This window comes from Streptomyces sp. NPDC050546 (assembly GCF_044457425.1).
Taxonomy (GTDB): Bacteria; Actinomycetota; Actinomycetes; order Streptomycetales; family Streptomycetaceae; genus Streptomyces.
Genome location: NZ_JBITGX010000017.1, coordinates 55,484 through 75,870 on the forward strand (window position 1 = coordinate 55,484; position 20,387 = coordinate 75,870).

Sequence of the window (20,387 nt, forward strand, 5' to 3'; positions counted from 1 at the left end):
TGTGTGCCCCCACTGGCCCAACCATGACGCTGTCCGGCACTTCGTCTCTCTTGCCGGACGGGGTGCTGGACCCCGCTTCGGGGGTGGTCCCCGCTCTTGGGCGCGGAGACCACGCTCGTGCGGCCGCCCCCGTGGCGGTCGACCCGGAAGCGGAGGGCCTCGCCCTCGCGGCCGTACGTGTGCTGGGAGCCGACGCGTTGCTGCCGAGCACCCTTCACCACACCCCGCCCCCGCCCGGCGAACTCGCCGTGTTCCGGAAGGCCGTGGAGGCCTACCCGCCCGGCGCCCACGCCGCCCCCACCGTCGTGTGGAGCCACTGGGCCATGCGACGCACGCTGCGCCGGCTCGACCCGGGCCACGCCGACGGCCCGGACGAAGAACCCGACACGGCCTGGCTCGAGGGCGCGAGCTGGCAACTCCTGACGCACCAGCTCGCGGTGCTGGCCGCCCTCGCCCTGCCCGGCGAGGACAGCGCGGTCGCCCGCGCGGCCGTGCACCGGCCGGTCGACGTCGCCCGCGGCTTCGTGCGCGCCGTACGCCGCAGGGACTGGCGGCAGGCGGCCGGCGCCGGACGCTGGCTGACCCTGCTGGACGGCGTACCGCGGACGCTGGGCCTCGAGAACGGCCTGGACTTCGTGGAGCTGATGGGCGGTCAGGACCCGCTCGTGGCACTGCAGGTGCGGGCGGCACGGCTGACCCGGACGGGAGCGTTCGTGTGAGCGACGTACGGGGGCCGCGCCAGGTGGCCGAGGACGCGCTGGCGTGGGTGTCCGCGCATCGCGAGCGGTTCGCGCTGGGCGAGGACGCGCTGGCCGCCGACGGACAGGTGAACCGCAGCTGGAAACCGCTCGGGGAACTGGCCCAGGTGTGCGCGACCGTGTCCCGGCACACGGCGCCCCCTGATCCGCTCCACGCCTGCGCGGCCGACCTCATGGCCTTCGCGTGGCAACAGACCGGCCGGGGAGAGCTGTTCGTGCGCCTGCAACGGCTGGAGCCCTTCGCCACCTACCCGTTGGAGGTGTACGCCGCCATGGCCGCGGCGGGCCTGCGGCACCCCGGCTACGAGGCGGCCACCGCCACGGTGGCCCGCACCCTCGGCTGGCGGCTCACCGAGCAGGAGCCCACCCGGCGGCTCGGCGTCCTGAACGCCGAGAACCGCAGCGGCATCCGGCAGTCCGACGCGATGCCGCAGGCGCTGCGGCACACCTGGCTGGCCGGGCTGCCCGAGCCCTGGACCTTCGAGAAGTCCTCCGGCTACTCCCTCACCCACGTGGTCTTCCACCTCACCGACTGGGGGCGCGCCGGGCCCGGCGGCGTACCACCGGACGTCGCCGACTACCTGGCCGACTGGCTGCCGCCCTGGCTGGACACCTGTCTGGACGCCGGGATGTGGGACCTCGGCTGCGAGCTGCTGGCCGTGGCGGCGAGCCTGCCCGTGCTGCCCGAACCCGCCGTCCTCGAGGACGCCTGGGCACGGGTCGCGGCGGTTCAGCACCCCTCCGGCGCGATCCCGGAGCAAGGAGGCGGAACGGACCACGACGGCGGCCCGGACTTCCTCACCCACTACCACCCCACCCTCATGGCCGCCTTCGCGGCAACCCTGACCACAGGGCGTCTCGAGGACGGAGCCCGGGCAGGCACACAGCACCGGCCCGGCGGACAAGGAGTGCTGGGATGACCGACACCCGCCTGATCCACAACGTCGGGGCTAGCGCCCTGGAATGGCTGTGGGCCCACCGCGACGGATTCGAGCTGGAACCCGACGTCGACCCGGAGGTCGGATTCCTGGAGCGCTTCAAACCCATCGGCGAACTCGCCATGATCTGCAAGGTGCTGTTCCGCGAGGGCGTTGCGGGATCACGCCAGGCACAACTGGCCCGGCAACTCGTCGACCACGCCTGGCGCGAGACGCTGGACGGCGGCCGCATGCTGGTGCGCGGGCAGCTCACGGAGCCGATCTCACCCATCCCGTTCGAGGTGTACCTGCCCTTCAAGGAACTCGGCTACAGCCAGCCGGAGGTGGAGCGGGCGGCCGCCCTGAACCACCGGCTGGACAGCTGGGTGGCGTTCGAGGCGACCCCCACCCGCAGGCTCGGACTGTCCGCGTTCCAGCGCCGGTTCGGCCTCCCACCGCGTCCTGCCGAGGCCGAACTGCGGGACACCACCTGGCTGGCCCGCACCCCCGAGCCCTGGACGGTGGAAGGGCACATCGCCTACGACGTCACGCACAACGTGTTCCATCTGACCGACTGGGGAGAGAACCCGGACGGCCTGCCGCCCGCCACCGCCGACTACCTCGCGACCTGGCTGCCCGTCTGGATCGACGACTGGCTGGACCTCGAGCGCTGGGACCTGCTGGGCGAACTGCTGGTGGTCGACGCCTGCCTGCCCCGCCCCACCCTGGACGAACGGGCCTGGGAGGGCTTCGCCGCCGCACAGCAGCCCGACGGGGCCATGCCGGCCCTGCGGACGATGCCCGAGGGCGACCCCGACGAGGTGTTCGACATCGTCTACCATCCGACCCTGGTCGCCGCCTACGCGTCCGTCCTGGCCACCTCCCGCTCCCTGTCCCGCCTGGCACACGCCTCGTGACGACCGGCCGGCGCGCCTCGCGGCAGGGCGAACCGCTCGACGACCCTCGTGCCACGCCCGCGGCCGCTCACCCCGCCCCGCCCGTCCGGTCACCGGAACTCGTCCCGGACGACGGGGCGCTCGGCATGCTGCTCGCGGACGCCGTCACCGCCACCGACGCGCCGGACGTCGTCTTCGCCCTCTCGCGGCACGGCCGCCGCATCGTCCTGAGCGGCGGTACCGCCCCGCCTCCGCCGCTTCCCCGGGAGGATCTGCGGTACGAGATCGGCTCGGCCGCCAAGACGTTCACCGGGCTGCTGCTGGCCCGGCTGATCCACAGCGGAAGGCTGTCGGGCGGTGAGCCCGCCATCGCCTTCCTGGACGGGGGCCGGCCGGCCGCCGCCCACCCGGTGACGCTCGCGCATCTGATCACCCACACCTCCGGACTGCCCGCCCTGCCGCCCGGGTTCTTCCTCCGGGCCCTGCCCGCCTGGCACACCAACCCCTACGGCCGCTTCCCGGCCGCCCGGGTCGTCGACGCCTTCCTGCGTCACCGGCCGCGCCACCGCCCCGGCACCCGGTGGCGCTACTCCAACTACGGTGTCGCCGTACTCGGACACGCACTCGCCGCCGCGACCGGCACACCGTGGGAGGACCTGCTCACCGGCCAGGTCCTGCACCCGCTCGGTCTGGACGGCACGACCCTGCGCGCGGACGACTCCGGGCTCGACGCACTCGGGCACGGCAAGGACGGCCGGTCGCCCGTGCCCCCCTTCGACGCCGGGGGCTTCCAGGCCGCGGGCGCCGTACGGGCCACGCCGCACGACCTGCTCACCTTCCTCGAGGCCCATCTGGACCCCACCGGCCGATCACCACAACTCACCGCGGCCCTGCGCGAGGTGCGCCGGCCCGTGCTCCGCCGGGGCATCGGGCACCGGCATGTCCACACCACCGCCTGGTTCCGTCACCCGACCGACGGCGGACCGATGTACTTCCACAGCGGGGCGACTCTCGGCCAGCAGACGTTCCTGGGCTTCTGCCCCGACACCGGCACGGCCCTGGCCGCGGTGTGCACCCGCCGCTTCCGCGGCCACGACCCGTTCCTGGCGTCCGCGTACGCGCTGCTGACGGGGGAGCAGCGGGCCCGGCCCGGCGCCGACGGGAGCTGCCGGGCCGGCGCCGGACCGTCCTGACCCTTCGTCACATCCGCTGCCACAGGGCCGGGGTGCGGGTGGGCGCCCACGGGCCCTGGGCCTGGTGGGTCTGCAGGCACTGGTAGCGCACTCCGGCGTGACTCACCGTGACGCCGGCTTCGTAGACCCGGCCGGCGGCCCAGGTCTGCGCGACGTTGCCCTGCGGTGCCGCGGCTTCGGCGACCGCGGTCTTCAGAGTGAGACCGAATGCGCTGAGCAGCGGATTGATCGGCTGGAAGAACGTCGTGCCCCCGCTCTTGCAGTCGCCCGTACCACCGGAGGTCACGCCCTGCGCCTGGACGCCCGCGACGTAGGGCCCGCCGGAGTCACCCGGCTCGGCGCACACCGTCGTCCGGGTCAGCCCGTCCACCCGGCCCTCGGCGTAGCTGACACTGGCGTCGTGCTGCTCGACCTTGCCGCAGTGCCACCCGCTGGTGGAGCCGGAGCGGCAGACGGCGGCCCCGACGAGCGCCTGGACCGAGCCGGTGACCTGCACCTTCTGCTCGCCCTCGACCTTCACGTTCGCCGTGGTCGTCCACTGGTCGTTGACGGCCACCCACGACATGTCCTTGCCGGGGAACGTGGAGGCCTGGAACGTGCCCTGTTCGGCCTGGTTGAACCCGGTCGTCGTATCGCCCTTCTTGCCGCAGTGCCCCGCCGAGGCGAAGCCCTGCTGCTGGCCCTTGGTGACGGAGAACCCGATCGAGCAGCGGGCGCTGCCGTTGATGTAGTAGGCGTCGCCGCCGGTGAGATCCGCGAACAGCCGTGGCCGCTCCGCCGTCACGGTCACGCCCACGCTCTTGGCGTCGAGGCCCGCGGCCTTGACGAACGCGGCGGCCGCGGCCTTGCTCCGGGCCTGCACCGCGACCCGGTTCGCCGGGAGGTCGACGTACCACAGGGGCGTGTCGCGGGTGTTGGCACGGGCCGCTGCCCCGTCGAGCTTCTTCTTCGCCGTCTGGAGGTCCCGGAGCGTCTTCTTCACGACGGCGGCCTTGGCGCCCTGGGCCTTGATGGCGGGCACGTCCGCGGTGTTGGTGGTCGCCACCACGAGCTCCTGTGCTGTCGTGCCGCGCAGCCAGGCCCCCGCGAAGCGGGTGCCCAGGGCGTTGCGCAGCCGCCCCGCCCGGGTGCCCGCCTCCGCCTCGTTGACCAGCCGCCGGGACGCCTGGGCCGGGGTCAGCCCGAGGTCGCGCTCCAGGGCACGCAGCACCGGAGCCGACGGCCGGTCGGCGCCGAGGGTCTGGGCGGCCGAGGGCAACGGGCCCGCGGGAGGCGTCGGCTCGGCCGCCACGGCGGAGGGGAGCCCGGTGGCGACGAGCGCGCCGAGGGCGGTCAGGGCCGCCCGGCGGCCGGTCACGGCGTGTCTGTGGACCATGCGATGTGTCTCCTTCGATCACGGTGGAACTGCCGCAAGCCATAGGCCTTGCCGGAACGGCACGGAGAGATGTCCCGGTCCGCCCCGTTTCGCGCTTTGGCGCGGGGAAGGGCGCCAAGTGCAGTACTGCGGTCGCCGGGTGTGTCACGCGGACTTCAGGCCGGGCGAACCCACCTCCGTGACGAAGGACGCGGTCGTCGCGACGGTGCCCCCGGGCTGCGTGATGGACGGGACGGTCCGGAAGTCGACCTGGGCGTTCGCGCGGCCCAGTTCCACCCGGACGTAACCGCGCCGGCCGTCGTAGTACTTCATATGGGGGTTGGCCCGCAGGTAGGTGTCCCAGTTGTCGGGCTTCTCGGTCCCGTTGCCGCCGCTGGAGACGGAGGTGCAGGTGAACTCCGTGCCCAGCGTCCTGGACCGCGGGTCGTCGAAGTCGTCCTTGATGTCGAAGGCGTATCCGACGTGGACGTCGCCGGTGAGGACCATCCAGTTGTCGACGCCCGCGGCCTTCGCGCCCGCCGTGACCCGGTCGCGGGATGCGCGGTAGCCGTCCCAGGCGTCCATGGAGACCCGGGCCGGCCCGGTCACGTCGAACTTGCGCTGTGCGAAGCACACCTGCTGGGGCATCACGTGCCACAGCGCGGAGGAGTCACGCCAGCCGTCCAGCAGCCAGCGTTCCTGAGCGGCGCCGGTCAGCGTGCGGGCCGGGTCGTCCGACTCGGTGCCCGGCGCGTGCGGCCGGTCGTCGTAGGCCTGGTCGGAGCGGTACTGGCGGGTGTCCAGGAGGTCGAACTGGACGAGTGACCCCCAGTTCAGGCGGCGGTACAGCCTGGCGTCGGGGCCCTGCGGCAGCTGCTCGGCGCGCAGCGGCTGGTTCTCCCAGTAGGCCCTGTATGCGGCGGCGCGGCGCGCCAGGAACTGGTCCGGGGAGGTGCCGTTCTCGTCGAAGGCGCCCGCGTAGTTGTTCTCCGTCTCGTGGTCGTCCCAGGTGACGAGGAACGGGTGCCGGGCGTGCGCGGCGCGCAGGTCCGGGTCGTTCTTGTAGAGCGCGTAGCGCAGCCGGTAGTCCGCGAGGGTGATCGTCTCGCGGTTGAACACGTCGGGCAGCTTGCGGTCGCTGTAGCGGCGGGCCCCGCCGGCGGAGTCCACCGGGTACTCGTACAGGTAGTCGCCGAGGTGGAACACCGCGTCGACGTCCTCCTCCGCCAGATGCCGGTAGGCGGTGTAGTAGCCGTCCTGGTAGGCCTGGCAGGCCACGGCGGCCAGCCGCATGCCGGCGGTGGCGCTGCCGGCGGCCGGTGCCGTACGGGTCCGGCCCGTGGGACTGATCCAGCTGCCCACCCGGAACCGGTAGTAGTAGTGGCTGTTCGGCCTCAGGCCCTTGACGTCGACGTGCACGCTGTGGGCGTACTCGGGATGAGCCGTGGCGACACCCCGCTGCTCGACGAGCGCGAACCACTCGTCCGTGGCCACTTCCCAGGAGACGGCGACCCGCTCCTGGCCCAGACCGCCGTCCGCGGTGAACGGCTCGGGGGCCAGGCGCGTCCAGATCAGCACCGAGTCGGGCAGCGGATCGCCGGAGGCCACGCCGAGGGTGAAGGGGTCGTCGGAGACCCGGGCGGCGTCGAGTTCCGGAGCGGCGGTGGCGCCGCGGGCCGGCCGGTTGGTGGTGAAGGCGAGCATCGCCGCCGCCGCGGTGACGGTCAGGAACCGACGGCGGGCGACGTGCGGAGCCGCGGTGCGCAGTACGGTGTCGTGCGGGGAGAAGGCATGCTCGGACGGTGCTTTTCGACGGCCCGTCAGCGCCATCTGATGTCCTCTCGTACGGGGCAGGGCGCCCCGGACGGACGCGTGGGGCATCGCCGACGTGGGGAGCGCGGAGCATGCATGCTAAGCAGACAAAATGCCTGAAGCGGGCGCGACCTGCGGGGCGTTCACACCAGAGGCGGTACGGGAACGGCGTCTCGCGTCACCTGTCGCGGAACACGGAAACGCCGCCGGCGTCGGCCGGCGGCGGTGGGTGGAGGGGTAGGGGCGAGCTGGCAGGGGCCCAGGGGCCCAGGGGCCGCCCAGGGAGCTAGCGGGCGGCCTGGGCGGCGGCCCCGGTGGTCGCGTGATCACCGACCGGCAGGTGGTAGACGTGGAACGCCCGCCCGATGACCGGCTGGGCGACATTGCGCACGCGTACGCCGCCGCTCGTCATGCCGTGTTCCGTGCCGGCGTGGGCGTGCCCGTGCACCGCGAGGTCGGCGCCCGCCGTGTCGATCGCCTCGGCCAGCAGATAGCTGCCCAGGAAGGGATAGATCTCCAGCGGTTCGCCGGCCAGCGTGTCCGGGACGGGGGAGTAGTGGGTCAGGGCGATCCGCGCGTCACAGCCCTCCTCGCCGAGCCGCTCCAGGGACGCCCGCAGGCCGTCGGCGCAGTGACGCGAGTGCCTGACGAACTCCTTCATGACCGGCTCGCCGAACTCCCCGGCGCAGCGGCCGACGAAGCCGCCGCCGAACCCCTTGGTGCCGGCCACGCCGATCCGCGCCCCGCCGCACGGCACGACCGTCCCCTGCCCCTCGAGGACATGGGCGCCGGCGTCCCTGAGCACGGCCGTGACCTCGTCGGGCTGGTCGTCGTGATGGTCGTGATTGCCCAGGACGGCGACCACCGGCACCCCGAGGCCCTGGATCTCCCGGGCCACCACCCGGGCCTCCTCGGGAGTGCCGTGCCGGGTGAGGTCCCCGGCCAGCAGCAGGAGGTCGGCGCACTCGGGCAGGGTCTCGAACGCGGGGCGGAGCAGGCCCTGGCTGTCGGGCCCCATGTGGATGTCTCCGACGGCTGCGACGCGGATCATGAGAGGTCCTCCGCGTGGTCGGGGGAGGACGCGTCGGTGACCACGAGGTCGCTGTGCACCGGTGTCCCGGCGAGTTCCTCGAGGGCGGTGCGCAGGATCTCGTCGCGGCAGGGGGCCGAGGGCACGGTGCCGGTGAGCAGCACCGTCCCGCCGCGGGCCTCGGCCCGTACGCCCAGTTCACCGAGTTCGCCGGAGGCGAGCCGGTCCTGGAGGTGGGCGATGCGGTAGTCCAGGCTCTGCGCCGGCGGCGCGCCGCCCGTGTCCTGGGAACCGTGGGTGCTCATGGCTGCTCCTTCAGATGACGTCGAGGCGCTCCAGGAGAAAGAAGAAGGCGGCGGGCATGGGCGCGTCCCCGCACTCGCGCCGCACCCGCTCCCAGTCGACCTTCTCCCGCAGGGCGCGCGCGATGGGAAGGGCGGCGCCGAAGTCGCAGTGGTGCTCGGAGAAGGCGGCGGCCAGGCTCCACAGCAGGTCGGTCGGGGCCAGCACGGGCATGCGCACCGAGTCGACCGAGATCTCCTCCGCCCGCTCCAGCATGTCCGCGCCGACCGGCCGGTCCGCCAGCTCGAAGATGATGTCGACGGGCTGGCCGAAACACGTGGCCTTGATCAGCCAGTCCTCCGGCGGCGTGTAGACGGTCAGTCCCGCGTCGCGGAGCGTGACCGCCACCGCCTCGGCGTCCTCGGGGCGGACGGCGAAGTCGACGTCGTGCTGGAGGTTCTTCTCGCCCCCGTGCGCGTAGACGGCCACGCTCCCGGCCAGCGCGAAGAGATGCCCCTTCCGCTTCAGCAGGGAACCGACCTGTTTGGCCGCCTCCAGAATCGCCTGGTTGCGGTCCAGGGGCAGTTCGTGCGGAGGCTCGCCGGCCTGCGGGTCCTGGGGCGGCGCGGGCTCGGTCCGGTCCGGGGCCAGTCGGAGGTCGGGTATCCCCGGCCGCCGCACGAGCGTCGCGTCATCACCGTTCTCCGTCATGACCACTCCATTCGCCGAACCGGACACTCCGCTGCCGCGAGGGGCCGTGTGCCCGCTCTGAGTACCCAGCGCGCCCGTGCCGACACGGAAGGCTGCGACTCGCTGCTCCGGCCGAACAAGACAAGCGCTCACACCGCCGACGACGGAATATAGGGCAGGAAGCTGGAAAACCGTTCTAAGCCGGACAAAAGCGCGCCTGTGGAGGTCGACATGAACCAGGAGACATCACGTTCGTCGGATCTTCCGCAGCCGTTGCGGGCCGTCGCCTCCGGCCTCAGGCATCTGCCGGGCGCGGAGCAGGTGGGCAGGGTGGCCGGAGGAGCCCTGGACAAGGTCGGCGCGGTGTCGCCGCGCGGCCGCCGGATGGCCGTCTACGCCGGTGCCGGTGTGCTCGGTGTGGCCGGAGTGGTGGAGTGGCCGGTGGCGCTGACTGCCACCGCGGTCGCCTGGCTGACACAGCCCCGGCACGGGCAGGAGCCCGACGGCGCGTCACCGAACGGCGGCACGCGGACCGCCCGGTCCGGTGAACGCCGCGAGGGCACCGGTGCCCAGGACACGCCGGACGATCAGGACACCTCCGCCTACGGCCCCGGCGGCAGGCTCGCCGCGTCCCACTACCGGCACGAGCGGCACGACCGGTCCGAACAGCACGTCCACGAACAGCCCGCCAAGGTGGGCGACACCGCCACCGCCTCCGCGCTGAAGCAGGTCGCCGAGGCCACCGCGCATCACGAGGCGCACGGCGAGGAGCCGGACCGGGAACGCGCTCACCCCCAGGGACACGACAGCCGGTCCGCCGGCTGAGCCGGGACAGCGGCAGATGCTCACACGCTTCGAGGTCGCCCCGCTCGTCGGGGCCGTGGCCGGGGCGGCCGCAGGGGCCGTCCGCAGCACCGCCCAGGGCGTGACGTCCGTCTACGACACCACGCGGCGGGTGCGCAACGTCGCGCGCAACGCCCTGACCGGCGGACAGCACTGGAAGGCCGGGCAGCACGTCCACCTCGCCCTGCGGCGCTCCGACGGCGAGGCCGGCACGCTCGCCCGCGAGCTGGCCGGGGAACTGCTCGACCACCCGGACGTCCTCATGGCGTACTGGGACGAGGGGCTGTCCCGCATGGTGATCACCGTGGCCGAGGAGGCCGCCACCGACCGGGTCACCGAGCGGGCCACCGCGCTCGCCGCCCGCTTCGGCCTGGACGAGGGCGCCGACCCGAACGCCCGGGACACCAGCCACCCCGGCGACCCCACCGAGGTGCGCGTCACCGCGGCGGCGATCCTGCTGGACGCCGCCGGCGCGGCCGGCGCCCTGGCCGGCCGGTCCCTGCGCCTGCCGCCCACCTCACGCATCATCACCGCCGGCGTCACCCTGCTGCGCGAGAACCCCCGCTTCCGCGCCCTGCTCCGGGAGCGCTTCGGCAGCTCCGGCATGGAACTCGTCCTCGCCGCCGCCAACGCCGCGGCACACGGCGCCGGCCAGACCCCGCTGGCGCTCCTGCTCGACGGCTTCCTGCGCGGTACCCAGCTGACGGAGGCCGTGGCCAGGGCCGCGGCCTTCGAGGCACTGCACGACGACATCGTCCACGAACGGCGCACCAGTCTGCCCTGCCCCCCGGACACCCGGCCGCCGCTCAAGGTGACGCCCGCCGCGGAGTACGCCTCCCACGCGAGCACGGGCAGCCTCGCCGGTGCCGCCGCCACCCTCCTCGTCACGCACAGGGCGAGCGACGCGGCCGAAGCGGTCCTCGCGGGATCCCCCAAGGCGGCCCGGTACGGACCGGCCGCCTTCGGCGCGACCCTCGGCACCTTCCTCGCCCACGCCGGGATCCTCCTGCGCAACGGGGAGCGCCTGCGGCAGCTGGAGATCGCCGACGCCCTGGTCCTGCACGCCGACGCCCTGCGCAGTCGGCGGGAGGACCACGAGGACGACGCCGACGGGCTGCCCGACGACCCGGTCCACCCCTTCGCCGAGGCCGTCCTCGACGCCGCCCGCAGGGCGGGACTGCACGTCGTGATCGCCGGCGGCTCCGACCTGAAGGACATCACCCGGCTCGCCGACGAGGTCGCCCCGGGTGCGAAACCGTTCGGAGACGTCGTACGGGCCCTGCAGCAGGACGGGCACGTGGTGGTGACCGTCGCCCGCCTCAGGGCGTCCGGCGACGGGCACGTGGCGGCCGGACTGCCCGCGGGCGACGTGGCCATCGCCCTCACCGACGGGCGTGCCGCCGTCTCCTGGGGCGTCGACGCACTGGCCCCGGGCGGCCTCGCCGACGTCTGGCGGCTGCTGACGGCGATCCCCGCGGCCCGGCGCGTCGGACGCCGGTCCCAGACACTGGCCCGCGCGGGCGCCGCCCTGTCGGGGCTCCTGGTCGCCCGCGGCGGACAGCGCATGGGCCGACTCGGGATGTGGCCCCTCACCCGGCACGCCCCCGTCAACATCGCCGCCGCCAACGCCCTGTTCACCGGCTGGCTCGCGGGCGTCCAGGTGGCCCGGGCCACCCCGCCCCCGCCACGACTGCACATCCCCTGGCACGCCCTGGAACCCCACGAGGCCCGCGACCGGCTGGTACGCGCCGGGCGCGACGACGAGCCCCGCGGACTCGCCCTGCTCGCCGACCGATCGCGACAGCAGGCCGGGCGGCTGATCCGCCACCCGGTCATGACCCCCGGGCGCTGGACGTGGCAGGCGGCCGGTGCCGTACGCCGCGAACTCGACGATCCGCTCACCCCCGTCCTGGCCACGGGCGCCGTCGCCTCCGCACTGCTCGGCTCGCTCGTCGACGCCCTGCTGGTCGTGGGCGCCATGGACCTCAACGCCGTGACGGGCGGACTCCAGCGGATGCGCGCCGAACAGGCACTGGCCCGGCTGGCCGCCCGGCAGCAGCCCAAGGCCCGCAAGCAGGACAGGCACCGGCGCACCGTCACCGTCGACGCCGCCCGGCTGCGGCCCGGCGACGAGATCAGTCTCGGCGCGGGCGACGTCGTCCCCGCCGACGCCCGGCTGCTGGAGGTCGACGGCCTCGAGGTCGACGAGTCGGCACTCACCGGTGAGTCCCTGCCCGTCTCCAAGGCCGTCGACGCCACGCCCGGACTGCCGGTGGGCCGGCGCACCTGCATGGTGTTCGAGGGCACGACCGTCGTGGCCGGACGCGCCACCGCACTCGTCGTCGACACCGGCGACCAGACCGAGGCGGGCCGCGCCGTCACACTCGCCGCCCGCACCCCGCCGCCCGCCGGCGTCCAGGCCCGGTTGCAGGAACTGACCCGCAAGGCCCTGCCGGTGACCTTCACGGGCGGCGCCGCCGTGACCGGACTGTCCCTGCTGCGCGGCAGCCCCGTACGACGCGCCGTCAGCGGCGGTGTCGCCGTCGCCGTCGCCGCCGTGCCGGAAGGACTCCCGCTCGTCGCCACGGTCGCGCAGATGGCGGCCGCCCGGCGGCTGTCCCGGCGCGGCGTCCTGGTCCGCACCCCGCGCACCCTGGAGGCGCTCGGGCGGGTCGACACCGTCTGCTTCGACAAGACCGGCACCCTCACCGAGAACAGACTGCGCCTGGTCCGCGTCGCCACCGCCGACGGCACCGTCCTCGAGACCGGCACCGAACAGGCCCTGCCGGTCGTACGCCTGGCCGCGCGCGCCTGCCCGCAGGAGGAGACGGGACACGGCCGCCGTGTCGCACACGCCACCGACGAGGCCGTCCTCGACGTCGCCCCGCCCGACGAGGGCTGGGCCCCGACCGGCGAGCTGCCCTTCGAGACCCGGCGGGGCTACGCCGCGGCGGTCGGCCGTGACGGCGACCCGGACTTCGGTGAACTCCTCGTCGTCAAGGGCGCCCCGGAGACGATCCTGCCGGCCTGCCGGGACCTTCCCGGCCACGCGACCGACACCGCCCACGAGCTGGCGGGAAAGGGGCTGCGCGTCCTCGCCGTCGCCCGGCGCCCCTGCCGGGCCGACGACGCCGAGGCCGAACTCGAGGCGCCGCTCGCCGACCTGGAGTTCAGCGGCTTCGTCGCCCTCGCCGACGTCCCGCGCGACACCTCGCACGCCCTGCTCGCGGAACTCCGCCGCTCCGGCATCCTGCCCGTCATGCTCACCGGCGACCACCCCGAGACCGCCCGCGCCATCGCCCTGCAACTGGGCTGGCCGGAGGAGACCGAGGCGGTGACAGGCGACGAACTCGTGGCGATGGAACGCCGCGAACGCGTCCGGGTCCTGCACGGCGCCGGCGTCATCGCCCGGGTCGCACCCGAGCAGAAACTGCACGTCGTCGAGGCCCTGCAACAGGCCGGACGGGTCGTGGCGATGGCCGGTGACGGTGCCAACGACGCTGCCGCCATCCGCGCCGCCGATGTCGGGGTCGGCGTCGAGTCCCGCGGCTCCGCGGCCGCCCGCAACGCCGCCGACCTCGTGCTCACCACGGGCGACCTGTCCGTCCTCGTCGACGCGGTCGCCGAGGGCCGTGCCCTGTGGCGCAGCGTGGCCGACGCGGTGAGCATCCTCATCGGCGGCAACGCCGGCGAGGTCGGCTTCAGTGTCCTCGGCACCCTGCTGGCCGGCGCCTCCCCCCTGTCGACACGTCAGCTGCTCCTGGTCAACCTGCTCACCGACATGTTCCCGGCCATGGCCGTGGCGGTCACGCCGAGCGACGACCCCTCGACGGCGGAGAACGCCGCGACCGGCCCGATGAGCCTCAACGTCCTCGGCGCCCCGCTGCTGCGCTCCATCCGGCGCCGGGGCATCACCACCTGCCTCGGCGCGGTCACGGCGTACCTCATCGGCCGCCTCACCCCGGGCACCGAACGCAGGTCCACCACCATGGCCCTGTGCGGCGTGGTCGGCGCCCAGCTCGTGCAGACCCTCTCCGGCCGCCGCCGCAGCCCGCTGGTGTGGGTGACGGCCCTCGGCTCGGCCGCCGTGCTCGCCGCCCTCGTCCAGACCCCCGGCGTCAGCCACTTCTTCGGCTGCACCCCGCTCGGCCCGGCGGCCTGGGCGGGCGTGGCCGTGGCCATCGCCCTCTCGGCCCTGGCCCCGCGTCTGGAACACCTCCGGGCCGTCCACCTCCTCTACGAGGCGGTGACACGCCTCGCGCTGCGTCTGGGCGACCTGACCCAGCAGGCCCGGGAACTGCTGCAGAGCGGGATCGCCCGGCCGGTGGTGGCGTAGCGGGCGAGCACGCACGCGAAAGGCGGCCGTCACCACTGCGCGTGGTGGCGGCCGCCCGCTGTCGCCGGCTCAGACCGCGCCGCGCCAGGCGCCCGTCTCCGACCCCCGGGCCTCCATGAACTGCTTGAACCGCCGCAGGTCACCCGAGACCTGCCGCTTGACGAACCCGAGCTTGTCGCCCACGGTCTCGGTCAGCCCGACGGGGTCGAACTCCAACTGCAGCATGACCTTGGTCGTGTCGTCCTGGATGCGGTGGAAGGTGACCACACCGGCCTGCCTGGCCTCCCCGCCCACCGTCGTCCAGGCGACGCGCTCGTCGGGAACCTGCTCGGTGATCTCCGCGTCGAACTCCCGCTCCTGGCCGCCGACCTTCGTCACCCAGTGCGTCAGCGTGTCGGTGCGTTGCTCGATGCGCTCGACACCCTCCATGAACTGGGGAAAGTCCTCGAACTGGGTCCACTGGTTGTAAGCGGTGTGCACGGGGACGTGGACCTCGATGGATTCCTCTACCTGTGACAAGGCGGTACCTCCCTTTCTCGTACGGAGAGCGACGGACGGGTACCAGATCTCGCGCCGGGCACTCATGGTCTTCACGACTTGTAAGGTCGGGTGCCGTGGCCACCTTGCTGATCGTCCATCACACACCCTCGCCGCACTGCCAGGCGATGTTCGAAGCCGTCGTCTCCGGGGCGACGGACCCCGAGATCGAGGACGTCCGGGTGGTACGCCTGCCCGCGCTGTCCGCCACCGCCTCCGACGTCCTCGCGGCCGACGGCTGCATCCTCGGCACCCCCGCGAACCTCGGCTACATGTCGGGCGCCCTCAAGCACTTCTTCGACCAGGTCTACTACCCGTGCCTGGACGCGACGCGCGGCCGGCCCTTCGGCTTCTACGTGCACGGCGGGAACGACGTGACCGGAGCGGTGCGGGGCATCGAGTCGATCACGACGGGTCTCGGCTGGCGCCGCGCCGCCGAGGCCGTGACCGTCACCGGCGAGCCGGACAAGGGCGACATCGAGAGGTGCTGGGAACTGGGCGCGACGGTCGCCGCCGGCCTCATGGGCTGACCAGCTCAGGGCCCCTCGACCCGGCGCCGGTCCTCCTCGTCCCACGCGCGGGTGTCACGCGGCTGGGTGTACGGCTCCTCCTCGGGCGGATGCCCACCGGCGACGGCCCGCTGCCGTACCGTCTCCGCGTCGAACTCCAGGCCCAGCAGGATCGCCAGGTTGGTGATCCACAGCCACACCAGGAAGACGATGACACCGGCCATCGTGCCGTAGGTCTTGTTGTACGAGGCGAAGTTGGCCACGTACACGGCGAAGCCCGCCGACGCGGCCAGCCAGATCAGCAGGGCCAGCACACTGCCCGGTGTGACCCAGCGGAACCCCTTCACCTTGGCGTTCGGGGTCGCCCAGTACAGGATCGCGATCATGATCGTGACCAGTACGACGAGAACGGGCCACTTCGCGATCGACCACACGGTCAGGGCGGTGTCGCCGATGCCCAGAGTCGTCCCGGCCTGACGGGCCAGCCCGCCCGTGAAGACCACGATCAGCGCGCTCATCGTGGCCATCACCATCAGCACCACCGTCACACCCACCCGCACCGGCAGCACCTTCCACACCGGCCGCCCCTCGGGCACGTCGTAGACGGCGTTGGCGGAGCGGATGAACGCCGCCACGTAGCCGGAGGCCGACCACACCGCCAGGACCAGACCGACGATCGCCATCAGTGAGCCGATCCCGGCGTTGCCCTGCAACTGCTCGACGGCCCGGGTGATGATGTCCCGTGCCGCGCCGGGAGCGAACTGCTGGATGTTCTCGAGCACCTTGTCCGTGGTGGATCTGCCGGTGATCCCCAGCAGCGACACCAGGACGAGCAGGGCCGGGAACATCGCCAGCACCGTGTAGTACGTCAGCGCCGCCGCCCGGTCGGTCAGCTCGTCCTTCTTGAACTCCCGCACGCTCCCCTTCAGCACCGCGCTCCACGACGTCCGGGGCAGCTCACTCGGCGTGTCGGGCGCCGCACGCTCCACATCGGGCCCCGGACCGGCCGTCCCGGGCGCTTGCCGAGAGCTCTCGGACTGCTCCGAAGGCGGAGCCTCAGTCGCCTCGTGTTCTTTTCGTCCTGGAATATGCAGCTTCACCATGTGGGCCCGGGTAACCCCGGTCCCTGCCCTTAAGCGGTCAGCCCGCTTCGCATCGAACGCACCGAACGCGCCAGGAGGCGCGGAAGTGGCGCAATCGCGCGTTGCCGACTGGTGCCATCGGGCGCAGCGTGGGAGTGCGGGAGCGCTCCCACGCCGCGCCCGCACTCCCCACACAAGGCACACCGCAAGCACCGCAACCCCCACATCCGAAAGTAGGAGATCATGAATTGTCATGGTCATGTCTATAAGGCTGGGCCCCGTCCGGTCCGGTCCCGTCTGACGCTCGCCCTGAGCGTGCTGGTAGCCGCGCTGCTCAGCCTGATTCCATGGAGCGGCACCGCTGTCGCCCACGGCTCGGTCGTCGACCCGGCATCCCGCAACTACGGCTGCTGGCTGCGCTGGGGGAACGACCACCTCAATCCCGCCATGGCCCAGCAGGACCCCATGTGCTGGCAGGCGTGGCGGAGCGACGCGAACGCCATGTGGAACTGGAACGGCCTGTACCGCAACGGCTCCGGCGGCAACTTCCAGGCCGTGGTGCCCAACGGCCAGCTGTGCAGCGGCGGCCGTACCGAGGGCGGCCGGTACAACTCCCTCGACACCGTCGGCGCCTGGAAGACGACAGACATCGGCGGCAACTTCACCGTGAAGCTGTACGACCAGGCCAGCCATGGCGCCGACTACTTCCTGGTGTACGTCACGCGGCAGGGCTTCAACCCCGCCACCCAGCCGCTGACCTGGAACGACCTCCGGCTCGTCACCCGCACAGGCAGGTACGCGCCCAGCCAGAACTACGAGATCCCCGTGAGCACTTCGGGGCTGAGCGGCCGGCATGTCGTCTACACGATCTGGCAGGCGTCGCACATGGACCAGACCTACTTCCTGTGCAGTGATGTGAACTTCCGCTGACCTGCCGCTTCGACTGCCGTATCCCGCCGGACGGGGCGAGTCCGGCGGGATACGACTGTGCGGGCTTTCTGAGAGTTCCCGAAGAATTTCAGGAGCGGCTGAACGCTCCGGTGCTCCCGCACGTATGGGGCGAGGGGATTTTCATGCCCGGCACGCCTCAAGCGCAGGAGAGCACCCTTGGCACGCAATTCGCGAAGACGCCCTACAGGCCCACGGCGCGCGACCTTCGCCGCAGTCGCGCTGATGCTGGGCGGAGGCGGCCTGATGGCGGCGAACGTCTACGCCTCGGCCACGGACGGCGGTTCGGGCGGTGAGTCCGCCCAGACGCGGTCCGGTACGGGGGTGCGGACCGCCGGCGCCACGATCGACTGCCCGGACGTCGGCACCAAGCTGACCTCGGTCCCCGAGCAGGCGAGGACGGAGGTCGACAAGGAACTCGCCCTCCTGGACGAGCAGATCGCCAAGGCCTACCAGCGGCTGAGCGAATCGGCGCAGCAGATCCAGCAGGATTCCGGCTTCGCCGACAACGCGATCATGAACCCGCTGAAGGAGAAGCGGGGCGCGACCCTCGAGCGCATCGCCATCGCCATCGACCGGGTGGGAGACCGCCCCCAGGGACTCGACGCCCTCGCGGCCTGCACCGTCCGGGACTCCGGCAACCAGGCTCCCGAGCAGGGCGAGGGCCAGGACGGCGACGGCCAGGAGCAGCCCGGCGAGGAGCAGGACCAGGGCGGCCAGGAGCAGGGGAACGGCCAGGAACAGGGCCAGGGCAACAACGGCGGACAGGCGGGCAACGGACCGGTCGCCGCAGACTTCGCGGACATCACCGGCGTCCAGCCCAATGTGAACAGCCCCCGCCAGAAGGGCAACGCCTCCCGCGGCACCTTCGCCACCAGTTGCGGCGTGAACGAGAACGGCCTGTTCAACTCCGACAACATCATCGCCGCCCCGGGTGTCACCAACGGCGCCCACCACTTCCACGACTACGTCGGCAACCAGGCCAACAACGCCTTCGCCAGCGACCAGGACCTCGCGAACGCCGAGACCAGCTGCGACGACCAGGGCGACAAGTCCTCCTACTACTGGCCCGTCCTGCGCGTGCAGAACGGCACCCAGGAGCAGGACGCCAACTCGCCCGGCGGCGGCATCGAGGGCAACGCCGGCGCGATCGTCACGCCGAAGCAGGTCACCCTGAACTTCGAGGGGAACCCGCGCGACAAGGTCACCGCCATGCCGCGGCTGCTGCGCATCATCACCGGCGACGCCAAGGCGTTCGTCAACGGCACGGCCAACGCCAACGCCTCCTGGAGCTGCACCGGCTTCGAGGACCGGCAGCTGAAGGACAAGTACCCGCTCTGCCCGAAGGGCAGCGACGTCGTGCGCTCCTTCAAGTTCCAGAGCTGCTGGGACGGCCGCAACATCGACAGCGCCAACCATCGCACCCACGTGGCCTTCGCCGACGCCTCCGGCGCGTGCCCGTCCGGCTTCCGGCCGATCCCGCAGCTGGTCCAGCGCATCGTCTACGACGTCGACGCGCCGAGCCTGCGGGACGGCGGCCGTACGACGCCGCTGTTCGCGGTGGACTCCTTCCCCGAGCAGCTGCACAAGCCGGTCACGGACCACGGCGACTTCATCAACGTCTTCGACGAGGACCTGATGGGGGAGATGGTCGACTGCATCAACGAGGGCCGGAAGTGCGGAGCAGGAGCGGGAGCGGAGCCGGGCGGGGAGCCGAGCCAGCAGCCGGGCGAGGAGCCGAGTCAGGAGCCGACGAAGACCCCCGAGGCTCCGCAGGAGCAGCCCACCCGCACCCCGGACGCCCCGCAGGACGGCAACGCGGGCGGCAAGCCCGGCGACACGGGCAATGGCGGCAAGGGCGGCAAGGACGAGGCTGCCAAGCCTCCGGCGACGGACAAACCGGCCCCCGAACCGGAGCCCAGCGACTCGCCCGCCGGCGAAGCCGAGGTGTACGCGACGCCCTCGGCGAAGTCCGGTGAACAGGACGGTGCGAAGGACGGCAGCGGCGAGGACTCGGACGGCCTCGGCCAGTCGCAGGCCGTCGGCACGGCGACCAGCGCCGCCGCCACCCCGGCGACCCCGCCCCGGACCGAGCCCCAGGCGGTCGGCAGCGGCAGCCTGGCCGAGACCGGCGCTCAGCTCTGGCCGGCCGCGGCAGGCGCCGTACTCGTCATGGCGGGCTTCGTGGTCCTCCGCCGGGCCCGGCGCAGCTGACACGACAACGCCCTGACGTGCCCCGGGAACGGCGGCGGGATCCCCTGGGATCCCGCCGCCGTTCTCTCGTCCATGTATCCGGGTGACATCGATCCGGCCGGCTCGATCTCAGGCGTCCGGCACCCTTCGGCGAACCCCGAAGTGCGCACCCTCTAGCGTGATCCCATGGACAGCACCTGGAACGCCGGACGCGGCGCCGGCGGCGGAGTCGCGGCATGACGCCCTGGGAGATGGCGGCCGTGTTCGCGGCCGGTACGGGCGCCGGTGCCGTCAACGCCGTCGTCGGCTCGGGAACGCTGATCACCTTCCCGGTGCTGCTCGCCACCGGACTGCCTCCGGTCACGGCCACCGTGTCCAACGGGCTCGGGCTGGTGCCCGGCTCGATCAGCGCGGTCATCGGCTACCGCGAGGAACTCCGGGGTCAGAGACGGCGCGTCCTCCTGCTCGGCATCGCTGCCGTGCTGGGCGGCCTCGCGGGCGCCGTGCTGCTGCTGACCCTGCCCGCCGCGGCCTTCGAGCGGATCGTGCCCGCCCTGGTGGGCCTCGCCCTGGTCCTGGTCGCCTGCCAGCCCCTCATCGCGGAGCGGGTGCGCCGCCGCCGTCGCCGAACCGGCGGCCCCGCCCGTCCCGACGGCGGTCCGCTGCTGTTCACGGGGCTGACTCTCGCCAGCGTCTACGGCGGCTACTTCTCCGCCGCGCAGGGCATCATCTACGTCTCCCTGATGGGCATGCTGCTCGACGAGACGCTCCAGCGGCTCAACGCCGTGAAGAACGTACTCGCGGCCGTCGTCAACACCGTCGCCGCCCTGCTCTTCCTCTTCTTCGCGGAGTTCGACTGGACGGCAGTCGTCCTCATCGCCGCCGGATCCGCGCTGGGCGGCCTGGTCGGGGCCAGGACGGGCCGCCGCTTCAGCCCCGCCGTCCTGCGGACCCTGATCGTGTCGGTCGGCGCCGTCGCCCTCGTCCACCTGGTGCTCCACTGAGGC

General features: G+C 72.9%; 17 protein-coding genes. 10 read left to right on the top strand and 7 right to left on the bottom strand.

The window, feature by feature from the left end; genetic code table 11:
• Positions 1-23: 23 nt before the first annotated feature.
• The 4 genes from ACIBK5_RS34145 (at position 24) to ACIBK5_RS34160 (ending at position 3,764) form a co-directional block, all read left to right on the top strand.
• Entirely contained in the window at positions 24-719 is a 696-nt protein-coding gene (locus tag ACIBK5_RS34145; RefSeq protein ID WP_399025940.1) for a hypothetical protein, read from the top strand.
• A complete protein-coding gene (locus tag ACIBK5_RS34150) occupies positions 716-1,678 on the top strand; it encodes a DUF6895 family protein (protein WP_399025749.1) in 963 nt (320 codons plus the stop codon). Before ACIBK5_RS34145 ends, ACIBK5_RS34150 begins: the two co-directional genes overlap by 4 nt.
• Positions 1,675-2,592 carry a DUF6895 family protein gene (locus ACIBK5_RS34155; RefSeq protein WP_399025751.1) on the top strand — a complete coding sequence of 306 codons (918 nt, stop codon included), beginning with the start codon at positions 1,675-1,677 and terminating at the stop codon, positions 2,590-2,592. The genes ACIBK5_RS34150 and ACIBK5_RS34155 overlap by 4 nt, the downstream gene beginning before the upstream one ends.
• 125 nt (positions 2,593-2,717) lie before the next feature.
• A complete protein-coding gene (locus ACIBK5_RS34160; protein ID WP_399025942.1) occupies positions 2,718-3,764 on the top strand; it encodes a serine hydrolase domain-containing protein in 1,047 nt (348 codons plus the stop codon).
• Between the two features lie 7 nt (positions 3,765-3,771).
• Here ACIBK5_RS34160 and ACIBK5_RS34165 read toward each other — a convergent pair whose 3' ends face one another.
• From ACIBK5_RS34165 to ACIBK5_RS34185, 5 genes are all read right to left on the bottom strand, one after another.
• Positions 3,772-5,139: an alpha-lytic protease prodomain-containing protein gene (locus ACIBK5_RS34165; protein ID WP_399025753.1), complete on the bottom strand. Its 1,368-nt coding sequence runs from the start codon at positions 5,137-5,139 to the stop codon at positions 3,772-3,774.
• Between the two features lie 144 nt (positions 5,140-5,283).
• Complete coding sequence (locus tag ACIBK5_RS34170) at positions 5,284-6,948, bottom strand: alkaline phosphatase D family protein (protein ID WP_399025755.1); 1,665 nt, start codon at positions 6,946-6,948, stop codon at positions 5,284-5,286.
• A 268-nt stretch (positions 6,949-7,216) separates the two neighbouring features.
• The gene (locus tag ACIBK5_RS34175; RefSeq protein WP_399025756.1) at positions 7,217-7,981 is read right to left on the bottom strand and encodes a metallophosphoesterase; all 765 of its coding nucleotides are present in this window, start codon (positions 7,979-7,981) and stop codon (positions 7,217-7,219) included.
• Positions 7,978-8,265: a BON domain-containing protein gene (locus tag ACIBK5_RS34180; RefSeq protein ID WP_399025758.1), complete on the bottom strand. Its 288-nt coding sequence runs from the start codon at positions 8,263-8,265 to the stop codon at positions 7,978-7,980. Before ACIBK5_RS34180 ends, ACIBK5_RS34175 begins: the two co-directional genes overlap by 4 nt.
• A gap of 10 nt (positions 8,266-8,275) precedes the next feature.
• Positions 8,276-8,953: a nucleotidyltransferase family protein gene (locus ACIBK5_RS34185; protein ID WP_399025760.1), complete on the bottom strand. Its 678-nt coding sequence runs from the start codon at positions 8,951-8,953 to the stop codon at positions 8,276-8,278.
• A gap of 210 nt (positions 8,954-9,163) precedes the next feature.
• On the opposite strand from ACIBK5_RS34185, the gene ACIBK5_RS34190 reads away from it, so the two are divergent.
• Both ACIBK5_RS34190 and ACIBK5_RS34195 read left to right on the top strand, forming a co-directional pair.
• Positions 9,164-9,757 carry a hypothetical protein gene (locus ACIBK5_RS34190; protein ID WP_399025762.1) on the top strand — a complete coding sequence of 198 codons (594 nt, stop codon included), beginning with the start codon at positions 9,164-9,166 and terminating at the stop codon, positions 9,755-9,757.
• A gap of 16 nt (positions 9,758-9,773) precedes the next feature.
• A complete protein-coding gene (locus ACIBK5_RS34195) occupies positions 9,774-14,111 on the top strand; it encodes an HAD-IC family P-type ATPase (protein WP_399025763.1) in 4,338 nt (1,445 codons plus the stop codon).
• 69 nt (positions 14,112-14,180) lie between these two features.
• Here ACIBK5_RS34195 and ACIBK5_RS34200 read toward each other — a convergent pair whose 3' ends face one another.
• Positions 14,181-14,630 carry an SRPBCC family protein gene (locus ACIBK5_RS34200; protein ID WP_215124027.1) on the bottom strand — a complete coding sequence of 150 codons (450 nt, stop codon included), beginning with the start codon at positions 14,628-14,630 and terminating at the stop codon, positions 14,181-14,183.
• A gap of 95 nt (positions 14,631-14,725) precedes the next feature.
• Here ACIBK5_RS34200 and ACIBK5_RS34205 point away from each other — a divergent pair, with 95 nt between their 5' ends.
• On the top strand, positions 14,726-15,178 hold the full coding sequence (locus tag ACIBK5_RS34205) for a flavodoxin family protein (RefSeq protein ID WP_399025766.1): 453 nt from the start codon (positions 14,726-14,728) through the stop codon (positions 15,176-15,178).
• Positions 15,179-15,183: 5 nt separating this feature from the next.
• On the opposite strand, the gene ACIBK5_RS34210 is transcribed toward ACIBK5_RS34205, so the two are convergent.
• Entirely contained in the window at positions 15,184-16,260 is a 1,077-nt protein-coding gene (locus ACIBK5_RS34210; RefSeq protein WP_399025768.1) for a YihY/virulence factor BrkB family protein, read from the bottom strand.
• Positions 16,261-16,482: 222 nt separating this feature from the next.
• Here ACIBK5_RS34210 and ACIBK5_RS34215 point away from each other — a divergent pair, with 222 nt between their 5' ends.
• From ACIBK5_RS34215 to ACIBK5_RS34225, 3 genes are all read left to right on the top strand, one after another.
• Entirely contained in the window at positions 16,483-17,169 is a 687-nt protein-coding gene (locus ACIBK5_RS34215) for a lytic polysaccharide monooxygenase (protein WP_399025770.1), read from the top strand.
• Positions 17,170-17,433: 264 nt separating this feature from the next.
• Positions 17,434-19,401, top strand: a complete 1,968-nt coding sequence (locus tag ACIBK5_RS34220) for a DUF1996 domain-containing protein (RefSeq protein ID WP_399025772.1) — start codon at positions 17,434-17,436, stop codon at positions 19,399-19,401.
• A gap of 215 nt (positions 19,402-19,616) precedes the next feature.
• Positions 19,617-20,384: a sulfite exporter TauE/SafE family protein gene (locus ACIBK5_RS34225; RefSeq protein ID WP_399025774.1), complete on the top strand. Its 768-nt coding sequence runs from the start codon at positions 19,617-19,619 to the stop codon at positions 20,382-20,384.
• Positions 20,385-20,387: the final 3 nt, after the last annotated feature.